The sequence below is a fragment of the Spirochaeta cellobiosiphila DSM 17781 genome, from assembly GCF_000426705.1.
In the GTDB taxonomy this organism is placed as follows: Bacteria; Spirochaetota; Spirochaetia; order DSM-17781; family DSM-17781; genus Spirochaeta_E; species Spirochaeta_E cellobiosiphila.
This window is the reverse complement of record NZ_KE384554.1, coordinates 120,192-137,093: the sequence shown is the minus strand read 5'-3', so window position 1 is coordinate 137,093 and position 16,902 is coordinate 120,192. Positions and strand designations below refer to the sequence as shown.

Genomic DNA, 16,902 nt, shown 5'->3' with positions numbered 1-16,902 from the left:
TATGAGCTATAATAAAATCTTAATTGTGGATGATTCAAGCACTTCAAGGATGATAATCAAACGATGCTTATATATCGCTGGATATTCGGAATCAACATATATCGAAGCGGAAGATGGATTAGACGCTCTTGATCGCTTGGTGAAAGAAGATATTGATTTGATAGTATCTGATTTGAATATGCCTAAGATGGATGGTATCACCTTTATTCAAAAAGTTAGATTAAAAGAAAAATATAACAAACTGCCTATTATTGTTATATCAAGTATTTATAATGATGAAACTTCAGATAAATTAACTTCATATAATGTAACAGGAATTATCAAAAAACCAATATCACCAAATAAAATTCAAAGTATATTAGGATAGTATATGAGAAATGAAATAGACTTGGCTTTAGATCAGGCTACAATACAAACAATGGCAGATATGGCATTTCTTGATGTTATGCCTAGTACTCAAGATAGCATTGAATATACCAATATATTTGCTATTGACTTCTTAGCTCCCTATAATGGAAGTATGTTTTTTCTTCTTAGCGTTGCATCTAAAAGACAACTGGTTGAAAATATTTTTGGAGATGATTGGGATTCTTTAGAAGATCAAAAAATTGACGACTGCCTACTGGAGATATTAAATATACTAGCAGGTAACTTTATGTCCGTTCTTTTAAAACATAGTCAAAAATACAAGATGTCAGTGCCCTCTATTTTGTTTGAAGAACGAGAATTATTAAAAGATTGTTTTACAAGAACATATGATTGTGAAGGTCAAAATATACAAGTTGCTGTGAAATTAAAGGAAGTAGAACCGTGAAAATATTGATAGTAGAAGATGATTTTACTAGTAGAACCATGGTATATCGTCTTTTAAAGGATGCTGCAGAATGTGATACAGCAGTTGATGGAGAAGAAGCTCTTCATTTCTTTTCTACTTCTATAAAAGACAAAACTCCTTACGACTTAATCTTATTAGATATTATGTTACCTAATAAGGATGGACAGACTGTTCTTAAAGACATAAGGGATATGGAATCCACTGCAGGAATTAAAGGTCTAGAACGCTGTAGCATATTAATGATGACTGCTCTGGATGACTCTCAAAATATTATTGAAGCCTTTAGATCACAATGTGAAGGTTATCTTCCTAAACCAATTAGCAAAGAAAAGCTAATTAAGGCTATTCACAAATTAGGAATTGAATTAAAAATATAAGAATGAATCAACAGACAATCAAAAACCTCTTATTGAAGCTTAAAAGTGATGTACCTGACTTTACAGTTACGTTCACAGGGAAGGAAAGTAAAAAAGTTGATGGGCTGTATAAAACAGAAAGTCGTGAAATACTAATACATAACAAAAATCATAAGACTGATAATGCTATAAAATATACAGCTATTCATGAATTTGCTCACCATGTACATTTTTGTTCAGATAAAGCTCCTAAAAGTGCAAAATCTCATACAGGTGAGTTTTGGAGTATATTTCATAACCTATTATATAAAGCTGAAGACCTGAATCTATATGACAGAGAGTATGATAAAATCCCTGAACTTGTTGAATTAACTAAAGAACTTAAACAAAGCTATATCTCTCAAAATGGTCAATTAATGGTAGAGATGGGAAAGAAATTGTTAAATGCATTTAATATTTGTCAGGAATATCACTTGAGTTTTGAAGATTATCTTGATAGACAATTAGGCATTCAAAAAACTAATGCAAAAAGTATTATGAAGATTTCAACTTTAAATTTAGATCCAAAAATTGGATTTGATAATATGAAAACTTTAGCTGGTATCCGTAACCCTGAACAACGACAGTTAGCTCAAAACCAAATGAAACAGGGCAAAACTGCTGTAATGATAACTTCTGATTTAAAAACAGAAAAGACTGCTATGGATCCATTGGAAGAAAATGAAAAAAACAAAAAAAGATTACTAAAAAAAATACAAGCTTTAAAAATGGAACTTGTGAATGTAGAAATGGAGATCGAACGTTTGAAGGAAGAGCAATTACATGGAAACTAAGATTGTAGGTATATGTGGAGGATCAGGATCTGGTAAAACAACTATTGTCAGAAGGATATCAGAAGTATTACCTGATTTCGTTGTCCTCCCTCAGGATAATTACTATAAAACGGCTAAACACATTAGTAATGAAAATATTACTGATTTTAACTTTGATCATCCCAATGCTTTTGACTCTGATCTATTGGAAGAGCATCTTAGTGCCCTCAAGAGGGGAGAGTCCATTGAAATGCCTCAATATGATTTTGTTAAGCATGCTAGAAAAGAAGAAACCATAACAATTAAACCATCAACAGTTATTATATTTGAAGGGATAATGATTTTTTTTGATAAAAAAGTTAGAGACCTTATAGATTTAAAGCTCTATGTTGATACTCCTGATGATATTCGTTTCATTAGACGACTTCAAAGAGATATGAAGGAACGTGGTCGTACTGTTGATTCGGTTATATCTCAGTATCAGAGTGTGGTTCGGCCTGGATATTATGAGTTTATTGAACCGACAAGGATGTATGCAGACCTCATTATACCAGAAGGTGGTTTTAATGAGATTGCCATTGAAGTGCTGACATCCTTTTTACAAAGATACGTTTAATCATTTGATAAGTTGTTCTCCAAGTAAACCTAGTAGGAACCCTAAACTCGCACCTGTTGCCGGAAATCCTTTTCTTTTCTGCTTGGATTGGGGAGCAATATCTTGAAAAATCAAATATAAAATTCCTCCAGCTGCGACAGACATTATTGAAGCAATGATTTTCGCTTTGTTTACCAGAAACGCATTCCCCAATAAAGCAGCACTAATATCCATAAAAGTCATTGTGAACAATACAAATAGCGTTTTTGATTTACTTAATTGTTTATTCAATTCGTTATAGGAATTGAAACCTTCTGGAAAGTTTTGTAATCCAATAAAAAGGGCTAATAATATTCCAAGTGTATGATCATGAGCAAAGGAAGCTCCTAAGGCTATGGCTTCTGGTATAGAATCCATCATCATAGATAATACTTGTGAATAGGATTTGCCACTATTGCTTAATAACTGGTCAATAATCATAAAACTTATTGTTCCCAGTAGAAAAAAAGAAGTCATCTCTATTAATTTTAAGGATTCAAGTGCCCTTGGTATAAGCGCAAAAGATATAGCTGACAACAGGGCCCCTCCACCGAGAGCGACCAACCAATGATTTAGCTCATTTTTTATTGGAATCTTTCTATGTTGAATGAACGCAGAAAGAAGCCCCCCAATAAAGATAGGAAAACCTCCAGCTGAAGCGAAGAGAATAATAGATGATATTGATGTCATAAACCTATTTTATACTATGCTTTGGTGGTCTGCCAACCTTTGGATGAAGATAGTGGAATTAACCTTTGTAGAAGAGTTGCACGTTGTAGCAATAATCGTTCTTTCTTTTCTAAGTATCTGTTTCATATTCTCTTTTTAGTAGGTGATACTTGAATCTTTTCCCTCACAAATTGTCTTGCTCTGTATATCATAAAGTGTTTAGTATAGTATCTGACTACTACATTCTATACCAGAGGAGCTTTGCATTGTTACAAGAGGAACTCGAAGTAAAAGTTGAAAGGTCTGTTGAGATTTTAGATAATATTATTCGAGAAATGTCTGATAGAATAATTGGTCAGGAAAAATTAATAAAGAATTTAATGATCGTACTTATCTGTGGTCAGCATGTATTAATAGAGGGCGTTCCTGGTGTAGCAAAAACATTAACTGTAAAGACTTTATCGAGTCTTGTTGGTGGTGGATATGGCCGTATTCAATTTACTCCTGATTTATTGCCAGCTGATATTATTGGGACACAGATTTATAGTCCTCAACATGAAGATTTCTTTCCTAAAAAAGGTCCTATCTTTACAAATATAATTTTAGCAGATGAGATCAACCGATCTCCTGCAAAAGTTCAATCAGCTTTGTTGGAAGCAATGGAAGAAAGACAAGTAACAATTGGAGAAGATACCTTTGATCTTGATTTACCATTTATGGTTATGGCTACACAGAATCCAATAGATCAGGATGGAACCTATCCTTTACCAGAAGCTCAAGTAGATAGATTTATGATGAAATTAATAGTAAACTATCCCCAAAAAGATCATGAACTTCAAATATTAAGAAGGCGGGGTAAGAAGAATATTGATGATTCTATTAAGCCTGTTGCTAGCTTTGATGATATTCTACAAATATCAAAACTCATTGATGAGATATATATAGATGTGAGTTTAGAAGAATATATAGTTGATATCGTTCAATGTACACGACACTCTGATTTTTATGATTCAAAAATGAAAGACTACATAGATTATGGAGTTTCTCCCCGAGCAACTATTAATTTAGTTCTTGCATCAAAAGCTAATGCATTAATGAGTGGACGAACCTATGTTATTCCCAATGATGTTATTGAAGTATCTAAACCAATATTAAGACATAGATTAGTCTTGTCTTATGAAGCACTTGCCAAAGAAATAAATAGTGATGAGATAATTGATAGTATTATTAAGATTATACCAATACCATGAATGAAAAAGAATTATTCCAAAAAGCTAAAAAATTAGAAATGCTCATAAAAAAAAGGGTTAGTACTCTTCTTCTTGGTAGTTATGATAGTGCTTTTCATGGGCATGGTTTGGAATTTATGGAGGTAAGAGAGTACACTCCAGGCGATGATGTAAGACATATTGATTGGAATGTAACAGCAAGAGCAGGTATTCCTTATATAAAGACTTTTAAAGAAGAAAGAGAATTACAAATCCATATAGTGATTGACGTATCTGAGAGCTGTTATGTAGAATTTAATGGTAAACCCAAAATAGAAACGATGGCTGAGTTAGCTTCTCTTATTACTATAGTTGCTCAGTTAAATAATGATCGTGTTGGATTATTACTGTTTTCTGATAGAATAGAAAATTATATTCCCCCAAAAAAAGGTAGAACTCATTGTCAAAAGATATTAAAAGAGATTCTGGGGGTATCACCAATGTCTTTAATGACAGATATAAAAATGGCTCTTGATACATTGAGTAAATTCATTAACAGGGGTGATATAATTTTTGTATTAAGTGATTTCTATGATAGTAAATATGAGAACTCTTTGAAGAAATTAGGTAGTAATAATGATCTGATAGCCATAAGATTAATATCACCTATAGAAAAACAATTACCGTCTGGATTTATATTACCTCTTGTTGAGAGTGAGACTGGTAAATATAGAGAAATATACACAACTGAAACTAAAGAGAATATATCGAATGGTTACAAGGATATTAATGAGATTATTATAAATGAATATGACGATTACTTTGATTCTTTATATGTTTTTTTTAATCAGAGAAACAAGATAAACTATGGATAAGACCTTCATACTTTTTTCTATAATATTTTTGTTCCTTTTTATGGGATGTTTTCAGCATAAAAAGGTTCTTACGTCTTCCTTTACTGTTATAAAAGATGATAATGAAGTTATTGTTAAATGGCATCCAGATACGCTAAGTACTTCTGATGTTTTGACAGTCACTTGGTTATTCAACAATAAATCTAATATCCAGTTTGCTAATCTGGAAAATTGGAATATTGTATCTATTGACGAGCAAACAAATAATTCAGTGATATTAAGAGTTATTCCCGAACAAAAAGGTGTATATGAAATACCAGTACCATTTGGTAAAAGCATGAAAAAAATAAATGTGAGAAAATCAAATATTATTGGTAGTACTAATGAGTATTCTCCTATAAGAACTGTTAGAAAAGATAAAAGCTGGTTTGTTTTAATTATTGTTTTTTTGTTAACTTTGGTTCTGTGGTTAAGCTATAAAGTATATTGTTCAATTAAAAAAAAGACTTTAATAAATAAAGATGAAAGACTTTCAATAGCGTTTGATAATGGATTGGATAAGTACAGATATCTTCGTCAGTGCTATCATGGACTCTCTAAAGAAATTAAAAATATTCCAGATATTAGAGATTTCGAAAGAAGATCCTCGATTTATATATTTAAAGGTACTTCTTTTGAGGATAAGCAATTACAAAAAGACTGGAGCTTAATTATTAGGTATAAGGAACGGGAAACATGATCACTTTTGCTGATCCAATATTTTTGATTTTGATTATACCATCGTTCATTTTTTTATTACCCTCAAAGAAAAATATAAAAGTCCCATCTTTTAAATCCCATACAATAGAAAGAAGTACCCCTTTTTTATTGAGTAAACTAAGTCAAATATTAATATCTATCGTATATATTCTTCTTGTAGTTTCATTAGCTGGACCTCTTTGGGGGATTAAGAAAAAGTATCCTGATAATAAAGGAATAGCAATAGAGATGATATTGGATAGATCAGGAAGTATGGGAGTTTTTACTGATCCGTATTCAGGTGTTCGACGTATTGATTTAGCTAAATCTTCTTATATTGATTTTATAGATAAACGTCCAAATGATTTAATTGGCTTAATTAGCTTCTCAAAATATGTAGAAACCTTATGTCCCTTAACCATGTCACATGAGGTATTGAAGGATTTTACAGATAATATAGATATTGTTAAGACAAAGGAAGAAGATGGAACAAGTTTAGGTGATGCTTTATTACTAGGGGCTTCTCGTCTAAAAGAATTGGATATTAAAAGTAAAATTATTGTTTTGTTAACAGATGGTAATAGTAATTCTGGTCAATATACCACTAATGAAGCTTTAAACTTAATAGAAAATTGGGGAATTAAGGTTTACACTATCGGTTTTAATATGGAAGGATATGTAATTCAAAATACATTGTTTGGACAACAAACAATCCCTGTTCAATCATCGGTAGATCAAAAAATATTAAAGTCAATTGCTTCTTCTACAGGGGGGCAATTTATTCTAGCGGGAAACAACAAAGAATTAAAAAACGCAATCGAAGCTATTAATAATCTAGAATTAGATGAGATGAAATATAATCAAGAAGATTTTAAGAAAAATCATTACAGACTATTTCTTTATTTGAGTTATATTTTGTTACTGGTTTTTGTATTTATTGACACCTTTATAGTAAAAAGGTTGGATTTATGATTTTTTTACTCTTTCCTGTATTTTTTTTTATGTTATTACATAGAGAATATAACAAGAAAAAAGTTTATAGAGCTTTAAACCTTTCTTATTCTATTGTATCCAGTATTTTACTATTATTAACAATTTTTATGATGACATTATCGTTTTATCCTTTTACAAAGAAAACTGTATCTCATCGTACTAGTTCAAATTTTTCCATAATACTGGCTGTAGATGTAAGTCAATCTATGCTAACTCAGGATGTATACCCTAATCGTCTTGAAAAAATTAAGAATGATATATCAGATTCTTTAGATAGTATAAAAGGTGTAAAAATGGGGGTTGTCGCTTTTGCAGGGTCCTCAGTTCTAAAGTCTCCAGTTACATCTGATTTAACATTTGTTAAAGAGGCTATTAATCAACTTTCAACCAAAAGTGTGTCCCGTGGTGGCAGTTTAATTGGTGATGCTTTTCGTTTTATTGATAACTATATGGTTTCTAGTGATCAGGATGTAATAATTATTTTAATATCCGATGGTGGTGATCAGGATAGTTATCTTATGGAAATTGTAAAAGAGATTAACCAAAAAGAAATTCCTATTATAACAATAGGTGTAGGTAATGCTGATTCTTATTCTCTTGTACTAAATGGGGAAGGTGAACCTCTACAATATTTGGGTCAACCTGTTGTTAGTAGATTGGAAGAAGCGACACTCAAATCAATAGGAGAAAGTAGTTCTTTGAATACATATATTCCTATGGGCACAAATAATTTAGATTTTATTAAATTGTTTAATAACTTAAAAACGAATGGTTTAGACATAAGTACCAGAAACAAACAGAATAATGAAGTTATTTATCAACTAAACCTAGGGATAACGGTGTTTTTCTTGTTTGCATTTGGTATATATAGACTAGTACGAAAATGAAAGCTGTATACTGTTTTATTTTTATTTGCATAGTCATTATAAACTCTTTTGGTAATGATACCAAACAAATATTAGATCAAATAAAGAATACCAGAGAAGATATTATTCTGGAAAATAATAAATCTGATAAAGCAATCTTATATTATAATTTAGGTACTCTATATGCTATATTAGGTGATAAAACCTCAAATGACTCCTATATGGCAGAACAGTACTATAACAAAAGTAAAAGTGCTTTATTGCGAAGCCTAGCATATCATATTAATGATGATGCACTTCGTAATTTGGAAATTGTTAAAAGTAAAATACTTGAAAAGCAATCAAATAATCATAATTCTCAAGGCACTGCTGATCATAATAATTTGTCAGATCAAATAAAGGATTTATACAAACAACAAAAAGAACTAATGTTTAGCCAGAACAATGTCTCGTCTAGTCAACATGATCTGTTAAAAAAATTAGAAATGATAAATGATGGTAAAAACGGAGCTCTTAATATTGCCGTTAACCAAATGAAAGATGCTATTAGTGAGTTAGAAAAAGGAAATTTGGATAAGGCAAAAATAAATCAACAAAATGCTATTGATTATCTCAAACGTGCGAATCAACTAAATGAAGAGGATACATTCAAAAATAATACAGATACAACACAAAAGTATATAAAACAACTAGAACATGGATTTAACAAAAGTGAGACGTGGGAGGAAGTTGACAAAAATTGGTAAAAAAGCTGTTTTTATTTTTTATTTTTAATGTTTTTTTTACTCTATGGGCTGATGATCAAATTGGAATTGATGCGTTTATTGATAACGACACAATAACTATTGGAGAGAATGTTACTTTTTCAATTCAGATTAAAGGAGTTTCCAAGTGGGATAAACCCAACATTATTTTTCCTCCGGGTATTTTGAGTAAATATATTGGGGGGACATATATTTCATCCAATATATTTAGTCAAAACTGGATCCTAAGTTTTGATGAGACTGGTAATTATATTATTCCCCCTTATTCTATAACTCTGAATGGCAGAGAATATTATACTAAGCCAATTTCTGTATGTGTTCATAAATTAATTGTTTATTCCGACTACAAACTTCAGTATAAGACTGAGAAAGAAAAATATTATGTTGGAGAGCTTATCCCAATTATGGTTAAGTTTTTATTTAGAAAAGAAGCGAGAGAATTAGAATTTGATATTCCTCTATTAGATTCCGAACAGAAATATATTCCCTATGATGAACCAGATTCCTCTAATGATGATACTTATGTAATACTGTATCATGGAAAAAAGATATTAGCTAAGCATAGTGCTGAAATTCTAAACGGCAAACAATTTTCTTCATTAAGTTTTTCCTTTCTATATAACGGTTCTCATGATCTATCATCAACTTCACATATAAGTCTTAACTTAAAAGGGGTAACTTCTGAAAGAGTAACAAAAGATATCTGGGGCAGATCCCATCGAGAACCTGTTTATAGCGATATATCCCTACAATCTCAGGATTTATCATTTATTATAGATGATCTTCCTAAGAAAAACCGACCTCCATTATACAATGGTTTAATTGGCACCATAAAAGCTCACAATGATGTAATAAATACGAATTTCAAAGTTGGTGATCCTGTCAAAATGTCAATAGAAATAAGTGGTGTATCTTTGTCTATGAATAAGAATATTCCGCAATTCGAGTCAAACCTGAACTGGTCTGATTTTAAAGTTGAAAAATTATCTTCACATCTAATTTCACCAGATACATTAAGAGTGGAATACAGAATTCGGCCCAAAGATAGTAGTATCGATGAAATACCTCCTATTGAAATTCCGTATTTTGATCCTGAAGTATCTAAATATGAAGTTTTTAAAATACCCCCAATAAAAGTGAAGGTATCCAATGTAGAGAATGTTGGTTTTGATTTATCTTTAAGTCCTAATGATAGATCAAAGGAAATTGTTGTAACACCAGGATTTCAAAGCATAAGAAATAATAGTGTACTTGATTATCTATTTATGTTTATAAATGTTTTTGTATTTCCCTTGTTTATAATCACTGTTATTTTAGTAATTTTCTCAATATATATACATGATTATAGATTAATCTATATTTTCAGATATTTATATAAGTATCATTTGATTAAGAAAGCGTCAAAAATAGAAAAAGATTGTGATATACAAAAATGGTTGCAATTGTGGGATGAGGTATGCTTATTTGTTCACAATAGTAACTATACTAATTTAGAGCAACTTAAGAAGAAAAGTATGGAGGACAAAGAGATTTTAAAGTTCATAAATGATTGGGAAATGATTCTATATTCACCAACAAAGATCGAGATAAAGTATATTCCTGCTAGAAAAATAATTAGATCGATATTGAGGTAGATAAAATGAAGCATTTTTTTTACATATTATTGTTGTTACAACCTCAATTTTCTAATGCTATTGATTGGGAAAGTATGAGACCAAAAATTATGGAGAACACAAATTTTATATCAGAAAACAAACTAACAGAGTTAAAAGATAAAATAATAAAGAGTCCATTCTCTTCGGCCAGAGATTACTATAATTTAGCTCAGATATTCTATCTGAAGAATAACAAGAATTCGGCTAAACTTGTTATTAACAGGGGAAGAAAGTTGTTTCCTTCGAGTTTATTGTTGAAAGAGGGAGAAAGGTTTATAGGACCAATTACCCCACCCTTAAACATACCTATTGTTTTTGGTTTTTACAGTAATTTTATTATTCGAGTTCTTTTATGGTTAATGATAATTTGTGGTATGTTTATTTTATTTTATAAGCAATCCATAAAATGGAAGATAGGTTTTATCATTGTATCTATTTGTATTATATTTTGTATCATGAATATAAGCATTTTTCATACTCCGAGCATAGGTTTAGCAACCAAAGATATTATAACTTATTGGGGGGACAGTACGGTGTTTGAGAAAGGTCCTCTATTAAATAAGGGTAATTCTTTTGTTATATTGAAGATTGATGGAGGCTGGATAAGAATAATGACTGAGAATAATAATAGACTTTGGATTCCTCCCCAATCAGCATTTACAAAACTTTGATTACTCCATTTTTATCTTAATACCAAGTAAGGCATCATAAATAAATTTATTTGTATCTATCTTGGTTGTAGATGTTCCATTAAGAGGGAAGTTATATACACTTGTATCAACACTTCCAATTATATTGAGTTTATTATTAACTTGAAACTCAAGACGGCTTCCTAATATTATGGAGCCAATTTTTATTTCTACTTGGTCAGAATATTGATAAATAGTGGTCAAATCTTGATAAGCCATTGTTATTAGTATTCTATAAGGCACATTTTTTTTATAAATATCAGTTAAAAACGCATACCTTGTTCTACTGTTTTTGATCATACCTTTACTTGCTTCTGATAAATACTCTTTTGTTTCCAGTTGAAATGAACATATAGCATTTTTTACATAGAAACCAAGACGCAAGTCACTTAGAGATTGAGAATAATCACCTTCATCAACAAAATTTGATCCAATAGAAGTGTCTGAGGACAAACTGGCAAAAACATAACCTGGTAGATCAACTCTGAAACCTGTATGTAAGCCAGGCTTTAAGGGGTAATTTAAACTATTAAAACTTCCCATATAGGGACCAAAGGAAAATTTAAGGAAATTCTTTTGGTATTCAAAAATAGTCTTGACTGCATAACGTAGTATAGGATCATAAAATAGACCACCAGTAAAAGTTACATCATCATAAACTGGGAGAATAGCATAGGCACTACCGCCATAGAATAACTTAGATCCATCAAATTGCGTATTTGAAGTAGTTGACTGATTACCAAGTGTAAGGTTTCCTATTTGACTTATAAAACCTAGTTCATAACTGTATATGTTTGCTGATACGACCATTATAAATGTAAAAAATGCAAAAAATATTTTCATTTTAGAACTCCGCTCTGACACCTAAGAAAACTTCAAAAAAATCTTTCTGATCAAAAGGTACTGCCTTGAAATTAAACTTTATATCCCAAAATGTACCAGAACCTAACAGTTTAAGATAAGGGGATACCACTACCTTTAGTTCGGGGTCATCTACTGTAATTGCACGAAGATTAGTCTCTAGCCCTCCTGTTACTGGATTTTTTTGTGGTGTGCCTAAAAGAAAGTTAAAATTAATATCCATAGTACCTTCTTCATTTGTAGCTTTCTGTAAATAGTATTTAGGATGATGAAACAATGTTGTAATAATTGATAATATTCCAAACTTTAAGCGTGGTTCAAAGAGTAAATAAAACATATCTGTACTAAAGTTTTTATCAATATAAGGATCCCAATAAGGAATTCCAACTTGAGCTAAGAATGAGCCATTCTCACCTGCATTAGCCCAAAAGAAAATACCACCACGATAAACATTATACTTAGATTTAGGAACACTAGTACCAACTGTTAATTCTATTTTAACCTCTTGATAATTTAAGAGGCCACGGGTATCTAGGCTGTAATAACCATCACCTAAAAATCCATCTTGATATAGATAAGTGGATCCAATAAAATGATTTGAGAGGGCTCTTGTGGTAGAAAAAGAAACTCCTGTTCCCTTGGGTTGATAATACCCGTTATATAAGACTCCATCAGAAAAATAAAAGTATCCCTTATAGTATGTTGTTATGTCATCAGATGCAAAAATATCTGTAAATTCATTACCAGTTAAAAAGGGTTTTTGTTCTCCTATGAAATAACTAAGTTCTAAAGGAAACCCAAATATATCTCTAACTTCAACATTTGCATGATTAAAAAGCATGGCTTGATCACTAGTATCATTGTCATCTGCATAGATGTTTTCGATGTCGTTATTTTCGAAGCTCAGTCCTAATTCTCCTCCGTATTTATAGCCACCTTGAATCAATATATTTGTATCTATTCGACTATCTAATACAAAATTACCATTCTCAATATCGCCTTTAGTAATCATCTCTAATTGATCTATTTCAATATCTGCTGCAAATGTGTTGACAAAGAGATATAAAAAAAGTAGTAGTCCGCAAATCATCCTCATATTTCTATTATACGGCATTATACACTTATAAACTCAAATGAAAATTAGACTTATGACATAAAATCTAGCTTGACTTAATACCTCTTTTATATAAAAGTTAAATTGATATGAGTGACTATTTAGACCCAAACAATGAAGAACTTTTAAAAGATTTTTTCGTAGAAGCCCAAATGCAGGTTGAAACCCTTGAGCAGAACATCCTTGTTTTAGAGAATGATCCTAATAATAAAGATGCCGTAGACGAGATTTTTCGTGCTGCTCACACTTTAAAAGGGGGTGCTGCAACTGTTCAGATGACAGAGCTAAGTGAGTTTACTCACATAGTCGAAGATGTTTTAGATGAGATCAGATCTGGCAAGGTTAGTATTTCTGGAGATACTACTGATATCTTGTTAGATTCTATTGATATTATTAAAGCTATGATGGAAGCACGGGCTGGTGGTAGTGTGTATGATGAGGATACAAGCACCACTGAAGAAAAATTGAAAGCCCATTTAAGTGGGAATGTTAAACCAATTGAAAGTAATAAACCGCCAGAAAAGAATCTAGTCACTAAATCAACCCCAAGATTAAATGAAACGAAAACTGTTGGAGTAAAACTTTCAGAACATGAATTTGTTGAATTAAAAGAAGCTGCAGGTGATGATTCTGAAATATATAAAGCTGTTGTAAGCTTTGATCCCGACAATCCGATGAATACTGTTGGAGGAATACAAGCTTTCGCAATATTGAAGGAAAAAGGGAAGGTTCTTAGAACAGTCCCCGATTTTGAAAGTTTGTATGAAGATAATTTCTTCCCTCAAGTTGAATATTATTTTACGACTGAGATTTCTATTGAATCTCTACAAAAAAGTCTAAAAATATCAGATGTTACTACTGATGTAGTTATCGATACTGTTAGTTCTGATGTAAATGATGATATTACTGGTGAAGTCGAATCTAATGTGGAAGCAACGAGCACAAATTTAGATCAAAAAGATTCAGCGGAAATTATTGATAAGTCTGAAGAATTGAATGATCAATTGGCTGTTGCTCATTCTGAAAGTAAAGAAGGTGTTACTAACAATAGTATAGCGCCTAAGAAAGGGATTAAATCCCCTGATGCTAAGAAAATCAACACGATGGGATCCATTCTTCGTGTTGATAGCAAAAGAATCGATAACTTACTTAATCTTGTTTCAGAGACAGTTATCAATAAAGCTACTTTCAATCAAATCAGTAATCAATTTAGTGAGAATTTAAGCAATCTACAAGCTTCAGAATTAGAATATAAAGACAAGCTCAAGTCACTGTTTGAGGAAATACCTTATTTGTTAGAAACTTTACAAAATGGTACCTCTGTAAAGGATATAAAGAAACAAATCAATGAAAAATATGGTAATTTATTTAGTATATTTGATAAGTTTGAAGGGAATTTAAAAGGCACTGTAGGAACTTTTAGAGGTACAGCTCAGAACCTAGGACGTATCATCAGCGATCTTCATGAATCCGTTTTAAGAATACGAATGGTTCCCATAAGTCAAATATTTTCTCGGTTTCCACGGTTAGTTAGAGATTTGTCTAAGACATTGAACAAAAAAATTGAACTACATATTGAAGGTGAAGATACAGAACTTGATAAATCAGTAATTGAGGACCTACTAGATCCTTTAATTCATTGTGTTCGAAACTCTATGGATCATGGTGTCGAACATAATGATGAACGTAAGAAAAAGGGCAAGTCTTCTGATGGTAATATTTGGTTAAGAGCTAGTAATGAAGGTAATATGATCATCATTGAAATAGAAGATGATGGAAAAGGAATAGATGTAAATATGGTAAAACAAAAAGCCATAGAGAGAGGTCTGATTCATCCTAGTAAAAATTTATCTGATGTTGAAGCTTTTAACTTGATTTTCGAACCCGGCTTTAGTACAGCAAAAAAAGTCTCTAATATCTCAGGTCGGGGTGTAGGTCTGGACGTTGTAAGAAAACAGATAGAAAAATTGAATGGTAATGTAAACGTTTGGTCTGTATTAGATAAAGGATCTAAGTTCACTATAAAATTACCTTTAACTCTTGCTATAATTCAGGGTTTATTAGTTCGAGTAAATCAAGAAATATACGCAATTCCCATTACTTCCGTTATTGATAGTCATCGTATCAGACCTACTGAAATAAAACTTATAGATGGTTATGAAGTCTTCAACGTTAGAGATGATGTTATATCCTTAATCCGATTAAACAGATTATTTGGTATGCCTGAAGAAGAAAAGCGTGATTATCATTTTGTTGTTGTCGTAGGTTCAGGCGATAAAAAAATGGGCCTTGTCGTCGATTCTCTTATTGGTGAGGAAGATGTTGTAATTAAACCTTTGAAAGATAAATACACAAATTCGCCAGGAATTGCTGGAGCAACTATTCTAGGTGATGGGAAAGTGTCTTTAATCATCGATGTTAGTCAAATTTTGGAATTGGGACTCAAAAGAGAAAGACAGATGAGACAACAAAGAGAACATGGTATTAAATAAGCTAACGGGGTGAGTATGAGTAACAATCAAACAAAACAAAAAGATGCTGTAAATGAATCAGTTGAAAAAGAACAGATTAATGTAATAGACACTAAAATGGTTACTTTTACTTTAGCTGGTAAGGATTATGGCATTGATATCATGAAAGTAAAAGAAATCAGGAAAGCTGGTAACTTTACTTTTGTGCCTAATACTCCTCCTTTTGTTCGAGGAGTGGATAATCTAAGAGGTGAGATAATATCTATAATTGATCTTAGAATCATGTTTAATCTACCTGCACCTCAAAATGACCCTACAGAACTAGAAAACATATTGATACTTAGATTAGAGAATAATGTAATTGGAGTAGTGGTTGATAGTATAGATAAAGTTGTAGGTATAGCCTCTACTCAAATTCAGCCTCCTCATCCTCTATTTGGGGATATAAATATAAAGTATATTAGTGGTGTTGTAGAAAATGAAGAACGTTTATATATAATTCTTGATGCTGAAGCTGTATTCGATGAAAAAGAAGAAGAGGCAGAGGTTATAGTTCAAAGGCCCACACTTGACCAAAATGATGAAGAACTTACTCCTACAAAGAGTTTAAGCGAAGCAATAGTTCCTGAAAAGGAAGACATCGGTCTAAAGTTTATTAAAGAAACTCTTTCAACATTCAAGAAATACTATGTCACTTCATTGAATAATAATTGGGTAGAGAATCGTTATGCTGAATGGAAGGAACATCGAGAAACTAATGGAAAAGATGTCCAGTTATCTGATGCTATGGATGCAGAAGAATTTCTAACTCCTTTTTATAGCCCTTATACAAATAAGTTATGGGATGCGTCTTATGGTGAGCAAATTGCTAGCCTCGTACAAGACCATTCTGGTAAAATGATTAGAGTATGGAATATTGGTTGTGGTAAAGGTGCTGAATCTTATTCCCTTGCTGTATCTCTAAAAAAACGTTTTACTGATAAACAAGTAAAGATTTGGGCAAATGATAGTGACCTGTTGAGTATTAGTTCAGCTCCCACCATGTTGATTCCTCAAGAACAACTAAGTGATGAATATCTTCCTTATGTGATTGATGTTAAGGGTGGTAAACAATTTAGTAAAAACTTAAAGGATTCTATTACTTTTGAATATCATGATGTGACAAATGTGAATCCTTTTGAAGATTTAGATATGATTATAGCACGTGATGTATTATCCTTTTTAAAAAAAGGAGATCAACATCGTGTTTTAGAGTCATTTATGGATAAATTAAAACCTGGTGGTCTATTGATACTGGGACAAAATGAATCACCACTAGAATATGGTGGTTGGATTTCTATTGAAAAAGGTACTGTAGTTGGATTTACTAAAAAATCCGATTAA

18 protein-coding genes are annotated in these 16,902 nt (G+C 31.5%); 15 read left to right on the top strand and 3 right to left on the bottom strand.

The window, feature by feature from the left end:
* Position 1 precedes the first annotated feature (1 nt).
* Genes K345_RS0107455 through udk form a run of 5 tightly spaced genes read left to right on the top strand, consistent with a single transcriptional unit; the run spans position 2 to position 2,619 of the window.
* Positions 2 to 367, top strand: coding sequence for a response regulator (locus K345_RS0107455; RefSeq protein ID WP_028973626.1), 366 nt, complete (start codon positions 2 to 4; stop codon positions 365 to 367).
* 3 nt (positions 368 to 370) lie between these two features.
* Positions 371 to 814 carry a chemotaxis protein CheX gene (locus tag K345_RS0107450; RefSeq protein ID WP_028973625.1) on the top strand — a complete coding sequence of 148 codons (444 nt, stop codon included), beginning with the start codon at positions 371 to 373 and terminating at the stop codon, positions 812 to 814.
* Positions 811 to 1,212: a response regulator gene (locus K345_RS0107445; RefSeq protein ID WP_028973624.1), complete on the top strand. Its 402-nt coding sequence runs from the start codon at positions 811 to 813 to the stop codon at positions 1,210 to 1,212. The genes K345_RS0107450 and K345_RS0107445 overlap by 4 nt, the downstream gene beginning before the upstream one ends.
* Positions 1,213 to 1,214: 2 nt before the next feature.
* Positions 1,215 to 2,024 carry a hypothetical protein gene (locus tag K345_RS0107440; protein ID WP_028973623.1) on the top strand — a complete coding sequence of 270 codons (810 nt, stop codon included), beginning with the start codon at positions 1,215 to 1,217 and terminating at the stop codon, positions 2,022 to 2,024.
* A complete protein-coding gene (udk, locus tag K345_RS0107435) occupies positions 2,014 to 2,619 on the top strand; it encodes a uridine kinase (protein WP_028973622.1) in 606 nt (201 codons plus the stop codon). The genes K345_RS0107440 and udk overlap by 11 nt, the downstream gene beginning before the upstream one ends.
* On the opposite strand, the gene K345_RS0107430 is transcribed toward udk, so the two are convergent.
* Positions 2,620 to 3,327 carry a ZIP family metal transporter gene (locus K345_RS0107430; RefSeq protein WP_028973621.1) on the bottom strand — a complete coding sequence of 236 codons (708 nt, stop codon included), beginning with the start codon at positions 3,325 to 3,327 and terminating at the stop codon, positions 2,620 to 2,622.
* A 245-nt stretch (positions 3,328 to 3,572) separates the two neighbouring features.
* On the opposite strand from K345_RS0107430, the gene K345_RS0107425 reads away from it, so the two are divergent.
* The 8 genes from K345_RS0107425 (at position 3,573) to K345_RS0107390 (ending at position 11,055) form a co-directional block, all read left to right on the top strand.
* Positions 3,573 to 4,556, top strand: coding sequence for an AAA family ATPase (locus tag K345_RS0107425; protein WP_028973620.1), 984 nt, complete (start codon positions 3,573 to 3,575; stop codon positions 4,554 to 4,556).
* On the top strand, positions 4,553 to 5,389 hold the full coding sequence (locus K345_RS0107420) for a DUF58 domain-containing protein (protein ID WP_028973619.1): 837 nt from the start codon (positions 4,553 to 4,555) through the stop codon (positions 5,387 to 5,389). Before K345_RS0107425 ends, K345_RS0107420 begins: the two co-directional genes overlap by 4 nt.
* Positions 5,382 to 6,107, top strand: a complete 726-nt coding sequence (locus K345_RS0107415; RefSeq protein ID WP_028973618.1) for a hypothetical protein — start codon at positions 5,382 to 5,384, stop codon at positions 6,105 to 6,107. Before K345_RS0107420 ends, K345_RS0107415 begins: the two co-directional genes overlap by 8 nt.
* Entirely contained in the window at positions 6,104 to 7,078 is a 975-nt protein-coding gene (locus K345_RS0107410) for a vWA domain-containing protein (protein ID WP_028973617.1), read from the top strand. Before K345_RS0107415 ends, K345_RS0107410 begins: the two co-directional genes overlap by 4 nt.
* 29 nt (positions 7,079 to 7,107) lie before the next feature.
* The gene (locus K345_RS0107405) at positions 7,108 to 7,986 is read left to right on the top strand and encodes a vWA domain-containing protein (protein WP_169714780.1); all 879 of its coding nucleotides are present in this window, start codon (positions 7,108 to 7,110) and stop codon (positions 7,984 to 7,986) included.
* On the top strand, positions 7,983 to 8,711 hold the full coding sequence (locus tag K345_RS0107400) for a DUF4175 family protein (RefSeq protein WP_028973615.1): 729 nt from the start codon (positions 7,983 to 7,985) through the stop codon (positions 8,709 to 8,711). The genes K345_RS0107405 and K345_RS0107400 overlap by 4 nt, the downstream gene beginning before the upstream one ends.
* A 182-nt stretch (positions 8,712 to 8,893) precedes the next feature.
* The gene (locus K345_RS0107395) at positions 8,894 to 10,363 is read left to right on the top strand and encodes a BatD family protein (RefSeq protein WP_245584609.1); all 1,470 of its coding nucleotides are present in this window, start codon (positions 8,894 to 8,896) and stop codon (positions 10,361 to 10,363) included.
* A 5-nt stretch (positions 10,364 to 10,368) separates the two neighbouring features.
* Positions 10,369 to 11,055 (top strand): hypothetical protein, encoded by a 687-nt coding sequence (locus tag K345_RS0107390; RefSeq protein ID WP_028973613.1) that lies wholly within the window; start codon positions 10,369 to 10,371, stop codon positions 11,053 to 11,055.
* Here the strand turns inward: K345_RS0107390 and K345_RS0107385 are convergent, their stop codons facing one another.
* The gene (locus tag K345_RS0107385; protein ID WP_028973612.1) at positions 11,056 to 11,916 is read right to left on the bottom strand and encodes a hypothetical protein; all 861 of its coding nucleotides are present in this window, start codon (positions 11,914 to 11,916) and stop codon (positions 11,056 to 11,058) included.
* 1 nt (position 11,917) lies between these two features.
* Positions 11,918 to 13,024 (bottom strand): hypothetical protein, encoded by a 1,107-nt coding sequence (locus K345_RS0107380; RefSeq protein ID WP_028973611.1) that lies wholly within the window; start codon positions 13,022 to 13,024, stop codon positions 11,918 to 11,920.
* A 113-nt stretch (positions 13,025 to 13,137) separates the two neighbouring features.
* Between K345_RS0107380 and K345_RS0107375 the strand changes: the two genes are divergently transcribed.
* Positions 13,138 to 15,540, top strand: coding sequence for a chemotaxis protein CheA (locus K345_RS0107375; RefSeq protein WP_028973610.1), 2,403 nt, complete (start codon positions 13,138 to 13,140; stop codon positions 15,538 to 15,540).
* Between the two features lie 15 nt (positions 15,541 to 15,555).
* Positions 15,556 to 16,902: a CheR family methyltransferase gene (locus K345_RS0107370; protein WP_037571578.1), complete on the top strand. Its 1,347-nt coding sequence runs from the start codon at positions 15,556 to 15,558 to the stop codon at positions 16,900 to 16,902.